This is a genomic window from Vibrio sp. zbq_1, from assembly GCF_043102935.1.
Classification (GTDB): Bacteria; Pseudomonadota; Gammaproteobacteria; order Enterobacterales; family Vibrionaceae; genus Vibrio; species Vibrio parahaemolyticus.
In genome coordinates this window covers 1-20179 of sequence record NZ_JBICJH010000009.1, presented here as the reverse complement: position 1 = coordinate 20179, position 20179 = coordinate 1, and the positions used below count along the sequence as shown (strand labels likewise).

Genomic DNA, 20179 nt, shown 5'->3' with positions numbered 1-20179 from the left:
AAAAAGCGCCCACAAGGAGGCGCGTTCGGTCAAAGGGTGAGTAATTCCTGGACGAGAAAGCTCTGAGCAACCGAAAAAGGCTTATTTATTCTTGAATCCCACGAATACGGACATTGCGTCTGCGTAAGATCTCCAACGTCACGAGCAAACACACGGACATAAAAATCAGCAAGGTTGCAACAGCCAAAATTGTCGGGCTGATTTGTTCTCGGATCCCTGACCACATCTGCCTTGGGACGGTTTTTTGTTCTGCGCCCGTTAAAAACAACGCCACGACCACTTCATCAAACGACGTGCCAAACGCAAACAATCCACCGGAAATCATGCCGGGACGGATCAACGGAAAAGTCACGTGCCTAAAGGTATAAACCGGATTTGCGCCCAAACTGGCCGCCGCTTTGACGAGGCTTTGATCAAAACCACTCAGCGTCGCGCTCACTGTGATCACGACAAAAGGCGTACCTAGCGCGGCATGCGCTAAGATAATGCCAAAATAAGTCTGAGATAAACCCAACCGAGTGTAGAAAAAATACATCGCAGCGGCAGAAATAATCACAGGCACAATCATTGGAGAGATCAGCAACGCCATAATGGCATTTCTAAACGGCAAATTGCTGTTGGCTAGTCCCAATGCGGCTAACGTACCCAAACCCGTCGCGATCAAGGTAGCCATGAGCGCAATAAACGTGCTGTTTTTGAGTGCTAATAACCACTGCTCATTGGTGAACATTTCTTGATACCAGCGTACAGAATAGGCGTCTGCGTCCAAGTTCAGCATACCTTCTGTAAACGTAAAATAAGGGGTGGCATTAAACGACAAGGGGATGATTGTCAGAATAGGCGCAATGAGAAAGAACAGCACCAGTCCACAAAATACCAAGTAGCCTGCGTAAGCCATTCTCTCACTTTTTGAAGCGTAGTTTGGTAGTGCCATGGTTATCCTCCTACCTTAATGTTATTTATGCCAACCACACGGTTAAACACATAAAACAGCGCGAGCACGACAAACAAAAGCAGCCCACCTAACGCCCCCGCCATTCCCCAGTTGAGCGAGGTTTGCATGTGGTACGCAATCATATTGGAGATCATTTGCCCACTCCTTCCACCCACGAGTGCTGGCGTAATGTAAAAACCAATCGAAAGAATGAACGTGAGCAACGCTCCAGCGCCAATACCCGGTAAAGTAAGCGGCATGTAGACTTTGACGAATGCAACAAGAGGGGACGCCCCTAAGGAACGAGCAGCGCGGAAATACGTTGGACTGATGCCTTTCATTACACTGTAGAGCGGCAGAATCATAAAAGGCAATAAGATGTGTACCATAGAAACAACCGTACCAAAGGTATTGTGTATCATCTGAATTCGCTCAGACGTTAAACCAGACCAAATCAGTAAATCATTAATCACCCCCTGATTTTGCAACAACACAATCCAAGAGGTCGTACGGACCAATAGTGACGTCCAAAAAGGCAGTAGCACCACAATCAACAGCAAGTTGGCGCGTTTGTCTGGCAAGTTTGCTAACAGATACGCAACGGGATAAGCCATCAACAAACAAATCACGGTAATTAAGATCGACATCCAAAAGGTTTTAAAGAAAAGGTCAACGTAGATCTGCCGTTTTTCTGGTTGCGCTTCAATCTCGCCCATTTCGTTCACCTGCATATCCAATGCCGAAAGGTAATGGTTGACGGTTATCGCACCGCTCAGGTTCTTAAAAGCAACCCAATGTTTTGCATCCGCCCAGCGTTTATCGAGCCTACTCAGTTCTTTTATTGACGTAGGAAGCACTTCTAAACGAGACAATTTTCGTCCCGTTTTCATCATCAAGCTGCGCATGCCAGAGACTTCTATGTTCATGCGATTGGCGATTTTAGGAAGAGCTTTGGCCTCATACAGTGCCAGCAGCTCAACCGAAAATGCCTCTACCACTTCGGAATCTGGCAATCCTTGATAATCCCAATGCGCTAACGCTTGGATTGTTTTCGGCAAGGCCTGCGGAATATCTCGGTTGTCGACACTGCGATAAAGCATTTCTAAAATAGGGAACGCAAATGTGAGCAAAATAAAGCATACCAACGGCAACGTCAGCATGATTGAGCGTAGGTTTTTATTGCGCTCCGCTTTTTGCAGTTGGGCTCTGAGATCGCTCTTTTGGTGATTCACATGTCGTTCGATTTCCAGCACCGAATCTAACGAGGTTAGCTCTCGACTCATGCCGCCACCTCTTCGGTTTCTGGTTGAATCGCATCTAGCGCATGGCAATCTGTACTTTGCCACCCAATTCGACAAACCTTTCCCGGAATAAGGTTCAGATGCGTTCGGTTGTCGTTCGGCACTTTCACAACAAACTGACCAACCAGTTCAACGTCGACCACTAACCGATAATGATCACCGTGATAAATTAGCTCACGCAGTACGCCTTCAATTTGGTTATCACACGATTCGTCATCAGGCTGGATGGAAATTTTCTCTGGTCGAATAGACAAGGTGGTGCGCTCGCCGTTTTGGGTCACTCGAACCGGTTTGGCAACGAAGTGAGCGGGGCCGACCTGGACTTGGCATCGCTCTGATTGCCACTCTTTTACCACACCAGAAAGCTGATTGTTTTCACCAATAAACTGAGCGACAAACGCGTTACTCGGAGATTCATACAGCTCCGTTGGCGGGGCAAGTTGCTGCACTTCGCCTTGATTAAAAACTGCGATTCGGTCAGACATAGTGAGCGCTTCATCTTGGTCATGCGTGACATACAAAATCGTAATGCCGAGCTTTTCGTGCAGGTGTTTAATCTCCATCTGCATTTGCTCACGAAGTTGTTTGTCCAACGCGCCCAAAGGCTCATCCATCAGGACGAGTTTCGGTTCAAACACAAGCGCTCTCGCCAACGCGACACGTTGTTGCTGCCCGCCAGATAACTGCTTTGGATAACGGCTGGCAACGTGCCCCAACTCGACCATGTCCAGTGCGCTCTGTACTTTATTTTGAATGGTTTGATTATCGAGCTTACGCACTTTTAGAGGAAAAGCGAGATTCTCCGCAATCGTCATGTGAGGAAACAGCGCGTAGTTTTGAAATACCATTCCGATGTCGCGTTTATGTGGCGCGAGATTGTTTACCGGAACGCCATCAATGTAAATCTCTCCGCCTGTTGCCGTTTCAAAACCCGCCAGCATCATCAGACACGTTGTTTTGCCTGATCCAGAAGGCCCCAACATGGTGACAAACTCTCCGGGTGCGATGTCTAAGTTGAAGTCTTTAACCACCAAGTTTGCACCGTCGTAGGTTTTCTTAACATGTTGAAAGCTCACATAATCCTTGTTTGCAGTGCTCATGACATCCCTCCGTTCATTTTTGTATAGCGAAAATAAGTAGAGCGCCACAAAGCGCCCTACTCACTAGCTCAATTACAGATTGTATTTTGATAGGTCTAAGCGGGTAGCAAGCGCGTGCTCCACCATCTGGATCACTTGTTGACGCTCCTCACCTTTAAGCAGTTGGCGCGGTGCACGAACTTGCTCTGAACCACGGCCACACACTTGTTCAGCAAGCTTAATGCACTGAACCAGCGTAGGAATGGTGTCGAGACGCAGCAGCGGTAAGAACCAACGGTAAATTTCTAACGCTTCTGCATAACGGCCTTGGCTCGCCAGTTTGTAAATTGCAACGGATTCTTCTGGGAACGCATTGGTTAAGCCAGAAATCCAGCCTGTCGCTCCTAACATCAGCGACTCAAGCGCAATATCATCAACACCGCTGAACACGGTAAAACGATCATCGAACTTGTTGTAAAGCTCAGTGATACGACGCGTGTCGGTAGTCGACTCTTTGATTGCAACAATGCTGTCAAACTCAGCCAGCTTCGCCATGATATCGAGATTTACATCGACGCCGTACGCAACAGGGTTGTTGTAAATCATAATAGGCATCTCTGGTGTCGCTTCTGCCAGCGTGCGGTAGTAATCATATGTTTCGCTTTCAGACGTGCGGTAAACCATCGCAGGCATCACCATACACCCGTCGATACCAATTTTGTGCGCGTCTTGCATGTAATCGATAGCCGCAGTGGTAATTGACTCTGCCGTACCAGCAATAAGAGGGACACGACCATTAACCACTTCTTTGGCAGCTTGTAGCACCTGACGCTTTTCTTCCGGATATAGCGCGCAGTTCTCACCGACCGTACCAAGGCAAATAATGCCGTTCACACCATCTTTAATTTGGTTATCGATAACGGTTTGTGTTGCGTCTAGGTCAATGGATTGATCTTGACGAAACTGCGTACTGACCGCCGGATAAACACCTTTCCAATCTACTTTCATGAACTTCCTTTCCTTTATGTATATTGTATGCAATTTATAAAGACGAGCGAAAATGCTCAAATTTGGCTTTCAACGCCATGTTTTAACAACACCGCTTTTACTGCGGCTAAATCAGCCAAGGCACTGCCAACCGATTTATATAAGGTAATCACCTCGTCACTTTGACGCCCTTGCACTTGCTGAGCGCAAAGCTCAGGCAACTCCCCATAAATGTCTTCAGGTGTGAATACACCCTCTTGTATTGGGATCAGCAAATCTCCCGCTTCCGCCAACACATTAATGCGACTGTCGACATACACATTCGCTCTTTGCACCGAGACAGAATCGCATTCACGCTTGTCTAAGTCGTGATTACCGACCAGATCAATGTGTGTTCCTGACGGCACATCAGAGCCATTAAACAAAGGCTGAGCAGACGCAGTAATGCAACTGATGATGTCGACTTGATCAATCACTTGCTCAACGTTTTCGACCACAGACACAGAGAACTGGCGCGCTTCTGGCAGTGATTGATATTCAGAGGAAGACAGAATCTGATCCACCGTTGCGGCAGCCTTTTCTGGGTTTCGTCCCCAAACATAAACTTGTTTGAGTGGTCGAATCGCCGCGTAAGCCCACGCAAAATAAGGGGCTAAGTTGCCAGTACCACAAATCAACAAGCGGGAGGCATTTTTTCGCGCTAAGTAATCGGCGGCTAAAGCAGATGCGGCAGCTGTGCGCCAAAAAGTTAAGACTTTACCGTCCACCAGCGCGATAGGTTCACCATCTCCGCGTTTGAAGACCAACAACTTAGATGCCAAAGTATCTTTGCCTTGCAGAGGATTCTCAGGAAAGTAAGTAAATGCCTTAACGGCAATCAGTTCTTGGTTCCATGCGGGCAGTAAAGCAAAAGCTTCATACTTCCCCTCTTCTAATGACATCACTCTGCGCTGCGGAATCGTGGCAGGCTGCGCATAGATGTCTCGCATGGTTTCAATCAAAGAGTGCATACTCAAACTTTGCGCAACTTGTTGTGCATCGATGACTTTCATCACTTCTCCAAAATAGGTACGTTGAGTTCCAATTTGGGGTTTAACTCATCAATCGATAAATAAACCCCTACAGTTAACGCCTAATTAAGCAGCCAAGTATTGAACTCTTCATTCAACTCATCGGCATAATCAGACCACCATTCGTCGTTAATCAAAAACGCCGTTTTAAAGTTCTGAGGCGCAGTCGGCAGGTTCGCCAGAATCTCTGGGCTTACTTCTGCGGAAGAAGACTTACGAGTTGGGCCATACGCGACGTATTTAGCTTGATCTGCCAAAGGCTTAGTACCCGAAGAAAAAGCAATGAAATCGAGGGCAAGTTTGGTATTCGCGCTTCCTTTAGGAATGGCCCAGCCGTTCATATAACCCATTTGGTGATCCCAAATGATGCGAAATGGTTGGCCTTCATCTTTACGCGCGTTGTGTATCCGGCCATTGAAAGCAGACGCGATTACCACTTCTTTATCTGCCAACATTTGTGGTGGCTGCGCACCTGTCGTCCACCAAAGCACTTGCGGTTTGATGGTGTCGAGTTTGGCAAAGGCACGTGCTCGCCCCTCTTCAGTTTCTAGTAGGCGGTAAACTTCGTCAGGTTTAACGCCATCGGCCAATAATGCCCATTCAAGGTTACCTTGAGGTTGCTTTTGTAGTGCTCGTCGACCGGGAAAGTTTGTTAAATCAAAAAGGTCCGTCAACTTGGTTGGAGCCGTTTTGCCTTTGAAAGCATCCTCGTTCACCGCTAAGACGGTCGATACGACGATGGTGTTAATCGCACACTCGTGGATCGCCCCATCGATGAAATCCTCTTTTGCTGGTGTCCCGTCAGCGCCGGGAGGCAGAATACTCGGGTTGACGGGTTCCAAAAGCCCTTCCGCGCAGCCTCGAACAATGTCTGGTTTATCCAGCGAGACCAAATCCCAACGCACGTTGTTTGCTTCTACTTGCGCTTTTATCTCCGCCAAACCGCCACTGAAATCCTCCGATACGATCTCAACACCAGTCTTTTGGATGAATGGTTTATGGTAAGCCTCTACTTGGCTTTTGGTGAACGCGCCACCCCATGAGACGACCGTTAGTTTATCTTCAGCGTATGCCGAGGTACCCAACAGCATTCCCGAAATCAACATCACCAGTGGTGTTTTCGTCATTCGTGACATGGTTTACTCCTTTGGTTGTTTTTCTGGAGGTATCCGTTACGGCTGTTGGACACCACTTTTTGTTAAATTTTCGTTAACACTGGCATTAAATATATTTTATACAATATTTAATTTTAAAATTTTTTAGGCAAATCGTTGTAGTGTGAACGGCGCAATATTCACCGATGTTGGCTTATCTGCAACGAGCTCAGAGATTAGGTCTGCAGTGATCGCCGCTTGAGTCAATCCCAAGTGCTGATGACCAAATGCCAGCAATATCTTGCCATTAAAACACTGGTCGATTACCGGCAACGAGTCGATTGTTGAAGGTCGATTTCCCATCCATTTTTCCTGCTGTTTCAACGGATTTAAACCGGACTCAAACATCGCGTTCCCCTGCTGATACAACATCTCTGCGCGCTTCATGTTTGGTGGCGATTTCACATCGGCATACTCGACCGTTCCCGCCAAACGTAAGCCTTCAGACATAGGCGTCATAATGAACTTTCTGTCGGCAGAACTGATAGGAAACGGCAAGGACTCACGCTTGTCATTCATCATGAGATGGTAACCTCGCTCAGCTTGCATCGGGACATTCACACCAGTTAACTGGCGAACCAAAGCTTTAGAATGAACACCCGCTGCGACCACAATTTTGTCAAAAGACATTCGCTGAGTATTGACCAAGACATCGCCGTTTTTACTTACTGCGTCTACTTCTTCATGGACAAGTGAACCTGCGAGTTTTTCAAATGCATCACTTAGCTCAACGCAGAGTGCATAAGGATTTATTGTATGGCCTGTTTCTGGAAAAAAGACGCCAAACCGAACCTTTCTGCTGAGTTCAGGAAGCCGACGTCGGATTTCGTTTTGCGTCCAAAGCTCGTACCGAACACCTTGTTCCGCTAACGCATCAAGCGTACTTTGATAACCTTCAAACAAGCTTTCGCTTTCAAACGTCAGCAGTGAACCATCCATCTTAATCAGCCCACTTTTTCCGATCGAATCTAATAGCAGATTCCAACTCTGAACGGCTCGCGTGTTAAGGCTTGTTATCGCCTGCGTGGAAGCTTCTGCCGCTGAAGGTTTCGCTTTCAATAAAAAACGTATCATCCAACCGACGGTATTGGGCAAGTCTTGCCAACGAATAGAAACTGGACTTGTCGAACTCAATAACATCTTGGGTAATTGAGGGATCAAGGCCGGCGTGGCAAGAGGAAAAACTTGCTCGGTTGCGATGTGGCCTGCATTTCCTTTCGAGCAACCGTTGCCTACCCCATTCGGATCAAAAATGGTGACGTGATACCCCTGCTGTTGCAGTTTTAAGCCAATCGACAAACCGATGATCCCCGCCCCTATAACCGCGATGCTTTGATTTCTGAGTTCTTCCTTACCCAACATGAATATGCTCCAAGTCACATTTGAAAAAGCAGATTGTATACAATATATTTTACATTACGATAACATCAAGCTCGTTCGATTCAACCCATTTCTTCAGCAAGGAGAGAAAAATGAGACAAGGAACCTTTTTCTGTATCGATGCCCATACCTGTGGAAACCCAGTGAGATTGGTGGCTGGTGGTGTTCCACCACTTGAGGGCAACACGATGAGTGAAAAGCGTCAGTATTTCTTAGAGCATTATGATTGGATTCGAAAAGCACTGATGTTTGAACCGCGTGGCCACTCAATCATGTCGGGCTCCATTGTTTTACCGCCTTGCAGCGACAATGCAGATGCTTCCATCCTTTTTATTGAAACTAGCGGCTGCCTGCCTATGTGTGGACACGGCACCATTGGCACCGTGACCACCGCCATTGAAAATCGTTTGATTACGCCGAAAAAAGAAGGACGTTTGATCCTCGACGTGCCAGCCGGCCAGATAGAAGTCCACTACCAAACCAAAGGTGACAAGGTCACGTCAGTAAAGATTTTTAATGTTCCAGCTTATCTTGCGCATCAAGATGTCACGGTTGAAATCGAAGGTTTGGGAGAAATCACGGTAGATGTCGCTTACGGCGGCAACTACTACGTCATTGTTGATCCACAAGAAAATTATGCGGGACTCGAACACTACTCCCCTGATGAGATTTTAATGCTCTCCCCCAAAGTGCGCACCGCCGTTTCTAATGCAGTGGAATGCATCCATCCAAATGATCCCACGGTTTGCGGCGTTTCCCATGTACTTTGGACAGGGAAACCAACGCAAGACGGCGCAACGGCTCGCAATGCCGTTTTTTATGGCGATAAAGCGCTCGACCGATCGCCATGTGGAACCGGCACGAGCGCACGCATGGCGCAATGGCACGCGAAAGGAAAACTCAAATCAGGCGAAGATTTCGTGCATGAAAGCATCATCGGCAGCCTATTTAACGGCCGTATTGAGGGCATCACCGAAGTAAACGGGCAAACGGCGATTTTGCCGAGCATTGAAGGTTGGGCACAAGTGTATGGCCACAACACCATTTGGGTCGATGACGAAGACCCGTACGCGTACGGATTTGAAGTGAAATAAGGACAGTAAGGAAGAACAATGAATTCGCAAAACTCACAGGTGTTTTACGCCACCAACGCCTTTACCGGTGAACGATTAACGACGCCGTTTCCCGTCCATGGAGAGATGGAAGTTAACCAAGCTGCAGAAGCAGCAGATAAAGTTGCACGCAGCTTTCGCCGCCTCAGCAACGAAAAGCGCGCCAACCTACTCTGCTCTATTGCGTCTGAGTTGGAAGCAAGACGTGAAGATATTGTCGCGTGTGCGCATTTAGAAACAGCGCTTCCACAGGCACGTTTAGAGGGAGAAGTCGGCAGAATGGCTAACCAGCTACGATTGTTCGCAGAGGTTGTAAAATCTGGCAGTTATCATCAAGCCATCTTCGATACGCCAAATCCTGAACGCCAACCTCTACCAAAGCCTGACATTCGTCGCCAACAAATTGCCATTGGCCCTGTTGCCGTCTTTGGTGCTTCGAACTTTCCGCTGGCATTCTCAGCCGCGGGTGGCGATACCGCATCTGCACTTGCGGCTGGATGTCCGGTTATTGTTAAAGGTCATACCGCGCACCCGGGAACGAGCCAAATCGTCGCCGAATGTATTGAAAACGCACTGAATAAAGAAGACCTGCCTTCAGCTATTTTTACTTTGCTTCAAGGTAACAAACGTGAACTTGGCCAAGCGTTAGTGACACATCCAAAGATTAAAGCCGTTGGGTTCACAGGCTCAGTTAGTGGAGGGCGTGCCTTATTCAACCTTGCTCAACAGAGACCTGAGCCGATCCCTTTTTATGGAGAACTCGGCGCCATTAACCCAACCTTTATTCTCCCAGAAGCGATGAAGAACAACGCTTCACTTGCAGAGCAGTTTGTCGCATCAATGACCATGGGCTGCGGCCAGTTTTGTACAAAACCGGGAGTAGTGTTCGCGTTGAATACTCCAGAAACACAAGCCTTTATCGAAACCGCTCAGGCTTTGATTCGTCAACAGTCCCCTTCTACGCTTCTCACTCAAGGTATCCGAGAAACCTATGAGAACGAAGTCGTCAAGCGGGCCGCTGATCAGGGTATTAACGTGACTTACTCTCAGGCTGACTCTCCAAATGTCGCCTCTGCGCTGTTTGTCACCGACAGCCAAAACTGGCGCACAAACCTAAAATGGGAAGAAGAGATTTTCGGCCCTCAATCAGTGATTGTTGTCTGTAAGGACTTCGAGGACTTACTCGATCTAAGTGAAACACTGAGCGGCACGCTCACCGCTACCATCCACGCGACTGAAGCAGATTCATCACTCGCTGAGCAGTTGATTCCATGCCTGGAAGAAATTGCCGGACGCCTGGTGTTCAATGGCTGGCCAACTGGCGTAGAGGTTGGTTATGCGATGGTTCATGGTGGGCCGTATCCTGCGTCAACCCATGCGGCATCAACCTCTGTCGGAGCAGAGGCCATTCACCGTTGGTTACGCCCGGTCGCTTACCAAGCGTTGCCAGAAAGCTTGTTGCCCGATTCATTAAAAACGTCTAACCCGTTAAACATCCAACGCGCTATCGACGGTAAAACGTCATAACAGGCAACATACTCTTAGCTAAATGGTTCAAAAAGGCACCAGTTGGTGCCTTTTAATTCACTCTACTTCTCAAAACCTTATTTCGTAGTTGGCTTAAGCCGGAAAAACAATAAACTACTAGAGTTAAATGGATTGGATACAATATTTATTTTTGAGGGGAGCCTTCAATGTCACAAAAACCTGTTTTTAAGACGCGTACTCAGCTCGTTGAAGAAGCAATTCGAACTCAGATCCTGAAGGGCGAGTTAAAAACTGGTCAGCCTTTACGTCAGGATGCGTTAGCAAAAGAGTTCAATGTCAGCCGAATTCCTGTGCGTGAAGCACTAGTACAATTGGAAGCGCAGGGTTTAGTCAGTTTCGAGCCACATAAAGGCGCGACAGTGACTGAACTGTCTCCAGATAAAATCGATGAGCTATTTGAACTGCGTGCGGTTGTGGAATGCCACATTCTGGAACGTGCGATTCAAAACATGACGGATGAAGATCTAGAACGCGCTCGTGAAGTTCGTGAACGTTTTGAAGCGGTGGTAAATAGTGGCGACGAAGTGGAAGAATGGAGTAACTATAACTACGAATTCCACAAAGCGTTATACGCACCTGCCAACATGCCAGAAACCATGGATGTGATTTACAACTTAAATACCAAATGCGATCGCTACATTCGTATGCAGTTGTTATTCACCACAGGCATTAAAAAAGCAGAACAAGAACATTTGACCTTGTTTGAAATGTGCCAGAACAGAGATATTGATGGCGCAAAATATCTGCTGAAAAAACACATTCTAGAAGCAGGTACAGCTATTCGTAACTTGCTGTTAGAAAGACAGAGCCCAAATAACTAAACAGATAATTTAGGGGAATCACGGATGAATGTTGGACCTAAATTTCTGTTGGCGGCGCTGCGACAAAAAATAAAAGACGAAGGGCTGTGTTACAGCTCTTTATCAGAGAAAAGTGGCATTCCTCTCTCGAGTATTAAACGCCACCTTCACAATCCCTCTCTCGGATTGGATAAAATTCTCCTCTACCTAAACTACCTAAATACTGACCTGATCGAGCTAGCCAATTTAGCCAACCAACTCCAGCATGAAAACGAACAAATGCTGACGGATGAACAAAGTGCACTCTTTCTCGAACACCCTTACCTCCTCGACTTCATCTATATGGTAACATCTCGAAATCTTGAGCCGAAAAAGATTGCGGAAATGTACAACCTAACAGAGACAAGCCTGCGTTTTTATCTCCGCATTGCGGAGATTCTCGGTTATGTGGAAGATTTTGGTGATGGTTTGTTTTATCGTTCCGGCCGCCGATTTTTGATGGAAGAAGGCTCAGATCTCGACTCTCTATTTCGTGAACGTTTTCAGAAAGAATCGCTTTCGCATGAAGTCAGCCCCGGTATTTGTATTGGCCGTATTCGTCTGACCGAAGCGCAGCGATTGCAGTTAGAAGATGATGTTTACAATAAGCTGGTCAAGTTCAATGCGCTCAATACCTCCAACCAAGATGGCGAGTTGACTAACGTTTTAATGCGTTGTACTCCAGGAACACAAATATTTTTCTCTGACGGATTACCCAATATTGATGGGGATTTATTAAAGTATGTTTCTCAGCTCAATCAACGTATTTAAATTAAATCGCACATACCAATATTAATTCCAAACTTAAAATAAATTGAACAAGTCAGTATACTTGTTCAAACCAATCCATTTAATTGACATTAAATTCTGTTAAAACACGTCATTTAAATATCCACATATAAATATACTGCTAAAACACTAACCTACCTTCCGTTAAACCTATCACAATATTTAAATATAAATTTGCGCATAAACAGTTGAAATTTATACATTCATCAATGCTAAGGAAATAAAAATAAGCAGATTAAATAATTATAAAATCATCACTTGTAGGGACATACAAATATGAAATTTCAGTATTCTATTGCAACGGCAGTTACTCTAGCGTTATTACAAGGCTGTGGTGGTGGCGACGGCGCTTCTCCATCCATCAATACGTCAACCAATTCGGCATGGACGCAAGGCGATTACAGTAAAACCTCTAACGAATTTGCCAACCGATGTGAAACGCCAAGAACGGGCTTAGATCCGTACGCGGGTTACCAACCATACCCAGACAAAGCAGGTTCAGCGTTGCAAGAAAAACTCTTTTTACGTGCTTTTACCAATGAAACCTACCTTTGGTACGATGAAGTACCGGATAGAAACCCAAGCTTTTACAGTAGTGTCATCGCTTATTTCCACTCACTCGTGAGTTCTGAAACAACCGCAACGGGAAAAACGAAAGATCGCTTTCACTTCGCTATTCCTTATGAAGATGAAATGAAATCCTCACAATCGGGATTGGTTGCTGGGTTTGGATTTAATTGGTCGTTCATTCAAGCGACGGAGCCTCGAGACGTTCGTATTTCTTATACGGAAGACAACTCTCCAGCCGCATTAAACGGTATTGTTCGTGGAGATAAGTTAATAAAGATTGGCTCAATCGATGTGGTTAATACTTCAAACAACGCAGAAATTAACACGATTAATACCACGCTATTTAGTCCAGAAATAAATAAAGAGTATTCGTTTACATTTGAAACCGTAGATGGATACAGAAAGTCTGTAATACTGAAAGCCGCAGATGTTGCGACTTCTCCGGTTCGTAATACGAAAGTCATCGAGCACAACGGTAAAAAAGTCGGTTACCTGCAATACAACTCGTTCGAGCCAAGTGCACAAACACCGCTCATTAACGCCTTTAATAAATTGGCAGAAGCTCAGGTTGATGAAATTGTTATCGATTTACGATACAACGGCGGCGGTTTAGTGCTGCAATCTTCTCAAGTTGGATACATGCTCAGCGGCGCGGATAAAAATCGTGTCTTTAGTGAGCTTATTCACAACGATAAGATCATGAAAACCATACCTAATGGCGACAATATATACCCATTTACTAACGTAGCCATCGACTGGGCAGCAGGCAAGTTCTCAGACCAAATGTTGCCTACTCTAGGCAAGCAGCAAGTTTATGTGCTGACCTCTGGCGGTACTGCCTCTTCAAGTGAATTACTGATGAATGCACTGCGCGGTATTGATGTTAATGTTATCCAAATTGGCTCAACCACAATGGGTAAACCTTATGGATTCGCACCCGAGCAGAACTGTGGCACCATGTACTACACCATTCAGTTTAAATCTGCGAACGAAAAACAATTTGGCGACTTTGCCGACGGTTTTGTTCCAACACCTAAGAGCCAAATTAGCAGCAACCTTGGTTTAGATAATCGAGTTGAAGGTTGTTGGGTAGATGACGACTTAACGAAGCCGCTAGGCGATACATCCGAGCGCATGCTATCTGCCGCACTCAACTACATGGATACAGGAACTTGTCCACAAGTGTCGCCTGCGAGTTTCAACACAATGCCACTTAACAGCGACTCTCCAGCACTTAAGGATCACCGTTCACCACTAAGAACAGAGGCTATTCATGTTGAGATCAACTAGATCAAGGCGCGCAACAGCTATAAGACTTTGTGCTTGCCTTGGACTAACACTACCGATTTTGGGGTGTGAAGCAATGTCACGAGAACCTGTTGAAGCCTTAAGCACTAAAACCACGACGGAGGCCGTAACGGAAGTACAAGCTGCGATTGCACAAATTCAAGGTACGCCAGCACCGAGAATCGCAAGCAACGTATTTGAATCGTCTCCGCACTTGTTGATTGAGAAAGGCAGAGTTAAAGGCAAGGATAACGTGCTACTAGACGGTAGCTATACCGATTTTCCTGACCAGTACACATTGCAGATTCGCGGTACAACCTGCGGACTGTTCTACGCGAAAACAGACCAGTTTGTGCCACTAACAGCACTGAATTGTGAACCAGTCACCAAACGTTGATCAAAAAGCCCGCTGAAAATTGCGGGCTTTTCTTATCTATTCTGCTGAACAAATACAACTAGATAAAATTATTTCAGCTCAATCCAAGTCTTTCTTTGCTGCTTGTCCATGAATGACCAAGCCATAAAACGACTGATCTTTTGGCCTTGGCTCATTTCCACCACACGAATCGCTTTAACTCCTAGCTTTTCTAGCTGCTTACGCATCGGACGCACGTTGTCTTTTTTCGAAATCAACGTCGTAAACCACAGCACTTGAGAGCTGAATGCTTGGCTTTCATTGGCCATTCGACGAATAAATGCCGCTTCTCCACCTTCACACCAAAGCTCGGCGTTTTGACCACCAAAGTTCAACGTTGGCTTGCCCTGCTTCACTGGGCTATTTTGCGGCTTGACCCCTTTTTTGCGCTGGTTTGCTTTTAGGTTGTCGAGTTTACGCTGACTGCCCATCGCCGCATCTTCTGCTGAACGATGAAACGGCGGGTTACAGGTCGTCACCTCAAAGCGATCATTTGGCTGAATTACACCGCGATAGATGTGTGACTCGCTCATTTGTTGTACGAGTTCAATTTTCCCGTTTAACGCGACGTTGCGTTCAACGATATCGGTGGCTGACTCTATGGATTTCGGGTCTACATCGCTGCCCGTATAGTGCCAGCCGTATTGAGTAACACCGACGATCGGATAAATACAGTTTGCTCCAACACCCACATCCAACGCGCGTACGTTCTGATGACGGTATTTCCCTTTGACTTCACCATCAAGCAGTTCTGCCACTCGGTGAATGTAGTCCGCTCGACCAGGAATTGGTGGGCATAAATAGTGCTCAGGAATATCCCAAAAATCAATGTCGTAATAAGCAGCAAGAAGCGCTTTGTTCAGCATTTTCACTGCATTCGGGTCAGAGAAGTTGATTGAATCCTCGCCTTTAGGGTTCTTGATAACAAACGATGCCAGCGCAGGCTCACTGGCGATTAGCTTTTTGAAATCATAGCGACCACGATGCGCATTACTTTCATGCAAGCCACTTTTAGCAATCTTGACGAAATCCACATCTCTCTTTTCTGCCGATAGTTTCGCTTTCACTGCTGCTTTCTTTTTTACACGCTTCGGCTTGGCCTTGTTAACGTCGTTATCATGCTTTGGCTTAGCTGCTTTAGACGGAGCCTGTTTCGCGTTGTGGCTATTGTTCTTCATTCGAATTCGCTTTTAAATCGAGGTAAATCATAAACAGACGAGCATCAAATTCGAGTTGGTGATACTCAGGTTCCATGTAACAACACAGTTGGTAAAACGCTTTATCGTGATTCTTCTCGCGAGTATGAGCCAGCTCATGCACCACTAACATTCGCAATAATGCCTCCGGCGCATCTTTAAAAACGTTCGCAATGCGAATTTCGTTTTTTGACTTTAGCTTCCCGCCATGATTTCGGCTGATCACACTATGAAGCCCCAGCGCGTTGTTCACCGCATGAATTTTCTTATCGTAGACTACTTTACTGATTGGTGAGGCTTTCTTCATATAGCGGTTTTTAATCGCTATTGCATACTCGTAGAGAGCCTTCTCGCTTTTGATTTGGTGTCTATCTGGATAGCGCTTTTCGAACCAAGGGATCAGTTTTCTATTGTCGACCAATGAGCTCACCTGCTCAACGATGTTCTGAGGATAGCCTTGAATGTATCGAAGTGACGGATGCATGAGTGTTAAGTCTGCTATGACAAAATAAAGGCGCCAATTCTAGCTTTTATCAATCTGTAATACCAATAACAGTCGACCGTACGCAACTTTAACAAGGATAAATTGTTGTGTTATTGCCTAACCTTGTAGAGAAGCTAGGCATAACGAGACTACATAGGAAGCAAGTGCTCTTTGATAAAACCTACGTTATCGTGGTTTTCTCTATCCTGTTCTTTTGGCAACTGCATGTAGTCACCATAAATCATGGATAGGTAATCATCGTATCTAGCGATGCATTTATATTGACGATCTTCAAATGGGCACGAAGTATAATCATGATAAAGCGATGACTCCGTAAACTCTTTAGCAAGGTAACTGCTGCCAATGCTCACGGCATAACCATCATCATTAACTGAGCATGTTGAACACAACCCTTTGATTGCTGATAGAAACCATTTTTTAGGCAAAAGCTTTAAACACTTTTGAAACAACCGGAATGCGATATTTACTATTGGGTTTGCCCTATCATGTCTCGAACGTTGAATACGAGCGAAAAAGTTGATCGCTTTCATTAATGAGAAGCGTAACTTTGCTGCCCCCTTCTCTTTACCAAGGCTATCAATAGGAAATATATCAATATTGATCCCGACGCCTTTAATTCGCCCGTTCGAAATAACAGAATCATTCAGAGATAGCTTGCTGAACAAAAACGGATAAGGATTGTGCTTGGTGTCCAAATTGAAAAACGTGAAATCAGGATACTCTTTGGCAAAATTTTGCAACAGGTATTCGTAATCTTCCCTTGGCATCATAATATCGATGTCATCATCCCAAGGAATGTAACCTTTGTGGCGTATCGCCCCTAACAGCGTTCCACCCGCCAGCGAGTACTCCAAATCGTGACGCTCACAAAACAGATGCACTCTATCTAAAATAGACATCTGTATGCTTCTGAGCTGCTCAAATGTTAGTTTTTTCAATTTAACTTACCTAATAAACTCGATGGTTTTCTCTAGACCAGATTTCAGATCAACCCTTGGCTTCCAGCTCAGAGCTTCAATTTTCTCCGTACACAACTTGGTTCTTTTATATTGACAATACGCATTGTCGTTAGATATTTCATGCTTAACAGAAGAAATGCCACCACCTAGGTCCGAAAGAAGGTTTGCCAGTTGCAATATCGAAACTTCTTCCGTTTCATTGGCAATGTTGTACGCAGTATTTACCTCACCTTTTAACAACACCAAAAGCATTGCTGATACAGCATCTGTGACATAGCAAAATGAGCGCAGCGCACTTCCATCGCTTTTCAGCACTATTGGTTGATTATCTATCACGCAACCAACTAAATCTGACATCACGCGTCCATCATTTAGGAACATACCTGGCCCGTAAGAATGAGCGATTCTCACTGCAGTGAAAGGAACGTCATGCTGAATGGCGTAGCTTTGTAACAATGTCTCAGCCATTCTTTTACTCTCTGGGTAGCAAGATCTTGAGTCCAATGGGTCAAAGCTGCCAAAGTCCCTTTCGCGGATCAGCTCTTGACTCTCTAAGTTTCCATACACTTCACGAGTGGACATGAACAAAAAGTTTTTTACTCGTTTGTTTTTAACGAGCTCAAGCAAATTCATGGTTCCAACAACGTTGGCCTGAATAATCCCAACAGGATCATGTTTGATATGATATGGGCTTGCATTGCTCGCCGCATGAATAACGAAATCGACTTCGTCATCAAACTCAATCGGCTGGCAAACATCTTGGTAAAAACATTCAAATTCACCGGTCAGCTCACCAAATAAGTCTTGAACTTTCTGTTCACTACGGGCTAACAGCAAAACTCTGATGTTCAGTTGATCTTTTCTATTGAGATAAACAAAAAAGCGAACCATACAAGCTGCAAGCATTCCTGTCGCACCCGTAACAAGTACAGTTTTATTTCGCAACGAACCCCATGACTTTTGGCTCAAGTACAATTGCTCGTTATCATCACTGATGATGTTAATCCGATTATTTTTCATATAATTAACCAAAAACCTGTAGATTTTCCTGCGTATCGATTATTGCCTTAAAAATAAAGAAATCGATGGGTGACGTGATTTTAATGTTTTCAGAAATGCCAGAGACTAGGCGGACATCGTATCCGTACTTTGTCATCAACGAACATGAATCGATCGCTTCGGTGTAACAGTCCTCACGCGCTTGACGATGTACTTTAAGAATATCGCGCAAATAAAAGCTTTGTGGCGCTTTCGCTAATCGAGATAACGAACGATCGTGAACGTCTTTCACGACGTCTTCATTGTCGACAAGGACAAAGGTCTCTACTGGAGGACAAGTAGTGATCGCACTACCGTGACTTTTGACCGCTTCGATATTTCGGTTGATAATTTCGTCATTGATTAAAGGTCGAACGCCATCATGAATCAAAACAACAGAGTTATGATCAAATTCTTCTTCTATCTTACATAAGCCGTTAAATATAGACTCCTGGCCAGTTTCACCACCGGGAATAACAAACTTCACTTTCTGAATATCAAATTTGAACAACAGTTTGCGTAAATAATCGATCCACGGTTCAACGCAAACCACAACAATGGCATCAATGTTTTTGTTCTCTTCAAACTTCTCAAGTGTGTATATAATTACTGGCTTGTTATATAGCTCTAAAAACTGCTTCGGTTTAGTGCTGTTTTGCATTCGGGTTCCGACACCACCAGCAAAAATCAAGGCAACATTCATAATTCACTCCTAAATCATAGATATCATTTTGTTAATGCTAGTGTTCACAGTCTCTCTATATCGCTCATAGTGATTAGGTTCGTAACCTTCCGCGACAGACAGGGTTAAGCGATCAATGATCTCATTTGCATCAAAATCTTGATGAGAAAAGAAACGTTCTGGATAACCTATACACTCACCGAACATTTTGACTTTGTTGTTCCAAACAAGCCCTACAACAGGAACAGTCAACGAATAAGAAATAATGCAGGCATGAAGTCGAGCGGCGATTGTGCATTTAAATGTTGAAATAAGCTCAACCAGCTCTCTTGGCGTTTGTGGCTCAATAACGTTTAGTTGCTTCCCTAGATAGGTCTCCAGATCTTCTAGAATATCTACGTCGCTTTTCAAGCCATTAGTAAATAGCTGATAAGATTGCCCTCGAGCTTCCAGTTCTGAAATAAGCGAGGCATATAGCTCGATAACTTGCGTTCTATCCAGATCAATACCGTTATCTTTGAAGATCCTTGCACGCACCAATCCAAGCCCGACAACATCTCGCGATTTTTTCTGTATCCCATAAACTTCTGAGCTGAAAACTGCTGAATCTGCTACTTGAGCGGTTTTGACGTACCCGTTTTCTATGTAGCCATCATTGAGCAAGCTCAAATCATCACGTGTCGTAACCATTTTTATAGCACTATGATTCAGACTTTCTTTTAACAATCGACATTTGTAGTTGCTTTGGTCATAACCTTCGACGCCCACAGCGTTGAAAAAAATCGGGCATGGCTTATTCGCAACCGTGTCAACTAAAGCAGAAATATGCGCCCAACAATCTTGGTACTTAAACTTGATCATTCCTCCGCCGGCAAATACAATTGCAGACGCATCATTAAATTTATTTTTATAATCTCGTTTATAACAGCCAACTTTATAATCAAACGATGAGCTAGAAGATAGTCTGCTTAAAATTTTATTTATTACTTTTCTTTTTAATTTTTTAAAACTATTAAATTCGTTTGAATAATTTAGGTTAAACCTTTCAACAGAGAATTCATTATCTATAATATTCTTCTTTATAAGATATTCTGCACTATCTGCTATCACTTGATCACCAAGGTTTGTGTCATGTGTATAGCCAACCATCACCAACTTTTTCGCTGTCATGCTCTTATACCTTTAGTCTTATCATTTTCTTTTCTTCTACACCTAACACCAGCCAATACGTTAAAAAGCTAATCATCCCGAATGAAACCAAAGTGGTAGAAATAAACCTTAAAATACTTTGCTCGAAACTTATCGTTAATGAAAACAATACGGCTATCGTTGGT

19 protein-coding genes are annotated in these 20179 nt (G+C 44.8%); 6 read left to right on the top strand and 13 right to left on the bottom strand.

Annotated features, from left to right (window positions below):
• Window positions 1–85: 85 nt before the first annotated feature.
• The 7 genes from ACF8CV_RS06210 to ACF8CV_RS06180 form a co-directional block, all read right to left on the bottom strand.
• Entirely contained in the window at window positions 86–934 is an 849-nt protein-coding gene (locus ACF8CV_RS06210) for an ABC transporter permease (RefSeq protein WP_005455010.1), read from the bottom strand.
• Window positions 935–936: 2 nt separating this feature from the next.
• A complete protein-coding gene (locus ACF8CV_RS06205) occupies window positions 937–2217 on the bottom strand; it encodes an ABC transporter permease (protein ID WP_023623932.1) in 1281 nt (426 codons plus the stop codon).
• Window positions 2214–3335: an ABC transporter ATP-binding protein gene (locus ACF8CV_RS06200; RefSeq protein WP_138937486.1), complete on the bottom strand. Its 1122-nt coding sequence runs from the start codon at window positions 3333–3335 to the stop codon at window positions 2214–2216. Before ACF8CV_RS06200 ends, ACF8CV_RS06205 begins: the two co-directional genes overlap by 4 nt.
• A gap of 72 nt (window positions 3336–3407) precedes the next feature.
• Complete coding sequence (locus ACF8CV_RS06195; protein WP_005454899.1) at window positions 3408–4322, bottom strand: dihydrodipicolinate synthase family protein; 915 nt, start codon at window positions 4320–4322, stop codon at window positions 3408–3410.
• Window positions 4323–4378: 56 nt separating this feature from the next.
• Complete coding sequence (locus ACF8CV_RS06190) at window positions 4379–5353, bottom strand: ornithine cyclodeaminase family protein (RefSeq protein ID WP_005454854.1); 975 nt, start codon at window positions 5351–5353, stop codon at window positions 4379–4381.
• An 80-nt stretch (window positions 5354–5433) separates the two neighbouring features.
• Window positions 5434–6507, bottom strand: coding sequence for a polyamine ABC transporter substrate-binding protein (locus tag ACF8CV_RS06185; protein WP_005480736.1), 1074 nt, complete (start codon window positions 6505–6507; stop codon window positions 5434–5436).
• A gap of 123 nt (window positions 6508–6630) precedes the next feature.
• Complete coding sequence (locus ACF8CV_RS06180) at window positions 6631–7887, bottom strand: FAD-binding oxidoreductase (RefSeq protein ID WP_025574865.1); 1257 nt, start codon at window positions 7885–7887, stop codon at window positions 6631–6633.
• Window positions 7888–7997: 110 nt separating this feature from the next.
• Between ACF8CV_RS06180 and ACF8CV_RS06175 the strand changes: the two genes are divergently transcribed.
• The 6 genes from ACF8CV_RS06175 to ACF8CV_RS06150 all read left to right on the top strand — a co-directional run bounded on the left by ACF8CV_RS06175 (window position 7998) and on the right by ACF8CV_RS06150 (window position 14447).
• Window positions 7998–8999 (top strand): 4-hydroxyproline epimerase, encoded by a 1002-nt coding sequence (locus tag ACF8CV_RS06175; RefSeq protein ID WP_138937484.1) that lies wholly within the window; start codon window positions 7998–8000, stop codon window positions 8997–8999.
• A gap of 18 nt (window positions 9000–9017) precedes the next feature.
• Window positions 9018–10544 carry an aldehyde dehydrogenase (NADP(+)) gene (locus ACF8CV_RS06170; protein WP_138937483.1) on the top strand — a complete coding sequence of 509 codons (1527 nt, stop codon included), beginning with the start codon at window positions 9018–9020 and terminating at the stop codon, window positions 10542–10544.
• 167 nt (window positions 10545–10711) lie between these two features.
• Window positions 10712–11386, top strand: a complete 675-nt coding sequence (locus ACF8CV_RS06165; protein WP_005480641.1) for a GntR family transcriptional regulator — start codon at window positions 10712–10714, stop codon at window positions 11384–11386.
• 24 nt (window positions 11387–11410) lie between these two features.
• Window positions 11411–12175, top strand: a complete 765-nt coding sequence (locus tag ACF8CV_RS06160) for a hypothetical protein (RefSeq protein ID WP_021822822.1) — start codon at window positions 11411–11413, stop codon at window positions 12173–12175.
• A 294-nt stretch (window positions 12176–12469) separates the two neighbouring features.
• Complete coding sequence (locus tag ACF8CV_RS06155) at window positions 12470–14053, top strand: S41 family peptidase (RefSeq protein ID WP_138937482.1); 1584 nt, start codon at window positions 12470–12472, stop codon at window positions 14051–14053.
• A 73-nt stretch (window positions 14054–14126) separates the two neighbouring features.
• Window positions 14127–14447, top strand: a complete 321-nt coding sequence (locus ACF8CV_RS06150) for a hypothetical protein (RefSeq protein ID WP_021453875.1) — start codon at window positions 14127–14129, stop codon at window positions 14445–14447.
• A 68-nt stretch (window positions 14448–14515) separates the two neighbouring features.
• On the opposite strand, the gene rlmF is transcribed toward ACF8CV_RS06150, so the two are convergent.
• The 6 genes from rlmF to ACF8CV_RS06120 form a co-directional block, all read right to left on the bottom strand.
• Complete coding sequence (gene rlmF / locus ACF8CV_RS06145) at window positions 14516–15643, bottom strand: 23S rRNA (adenine(1618)-N(6))-methyltransferase RlmF (protein ID WP_021453920.1); 1128 nt, start codon at window positions 15641–15643, stop codon at window positions 14516–14518.
• A complete protein-coding gene (locus ACF8CV_RS06140) occupies window positions 15630–16145 on the bottom strand; it encodes a M48 family metallopeptidase (protein ID WP_021454252.1) in 516 nt (171 codons plus the stop codon). Before ACF8CV_RS06140 ends, rlmF begins: the two co-directional genes overlap by 14 nt.
• A 149-nt stretch (window positions 16146–16294) precedes the next feature.
• A complete protein-coding gene (locus ACF8CV_RS06135) occupies window positions 16295–17104 on the bottom strand; it encodes a phosphorylcholine transferase LicD (RefSeq protein ID WP_138937481.1) in 810 nt (269 codons plus the stop codon).
• 6 nt (window positions 17105–17110) lie between these two features.
• Window positions 17111–18145, bottom strand: coding sequence for an NAD(P)-dependent oxidoreductase (locus ACF8CV_RS06130; RefSeq protein ID WP_005454819.1), 1035 nt, complete (start codon window positions 18143–18145; stop codon window positions 17111–17113).
• A 4-nt stretch (window positions 18146–18149) separates the two neighbouring features.
• Window positions 18150–18866 (bottom strand): IspD/TarI family cytidylyltransferase, encoded by a 717-nt coding sequence (locus ACF8CV_RS06125; protein WP_005454982.1) that lies wholly within the window; start codon window positions 18864–18866, stop codon window positions 18150–18152.
• A gap of 9 nt (window positions 18867–18875) precedes the next feature.
• Entirely contained in the window at window positions 18876–20015 is a 1140-nt protein-coding gene (locus tag ACF8CV_RS06120) for a polysaccharide pyruvyl transferase family protein (RefSeq protein ID WP_138937480.1), read from the bottom strand.
• Window positions 20016–20179 lie beyond the last annotated feature (164 nt).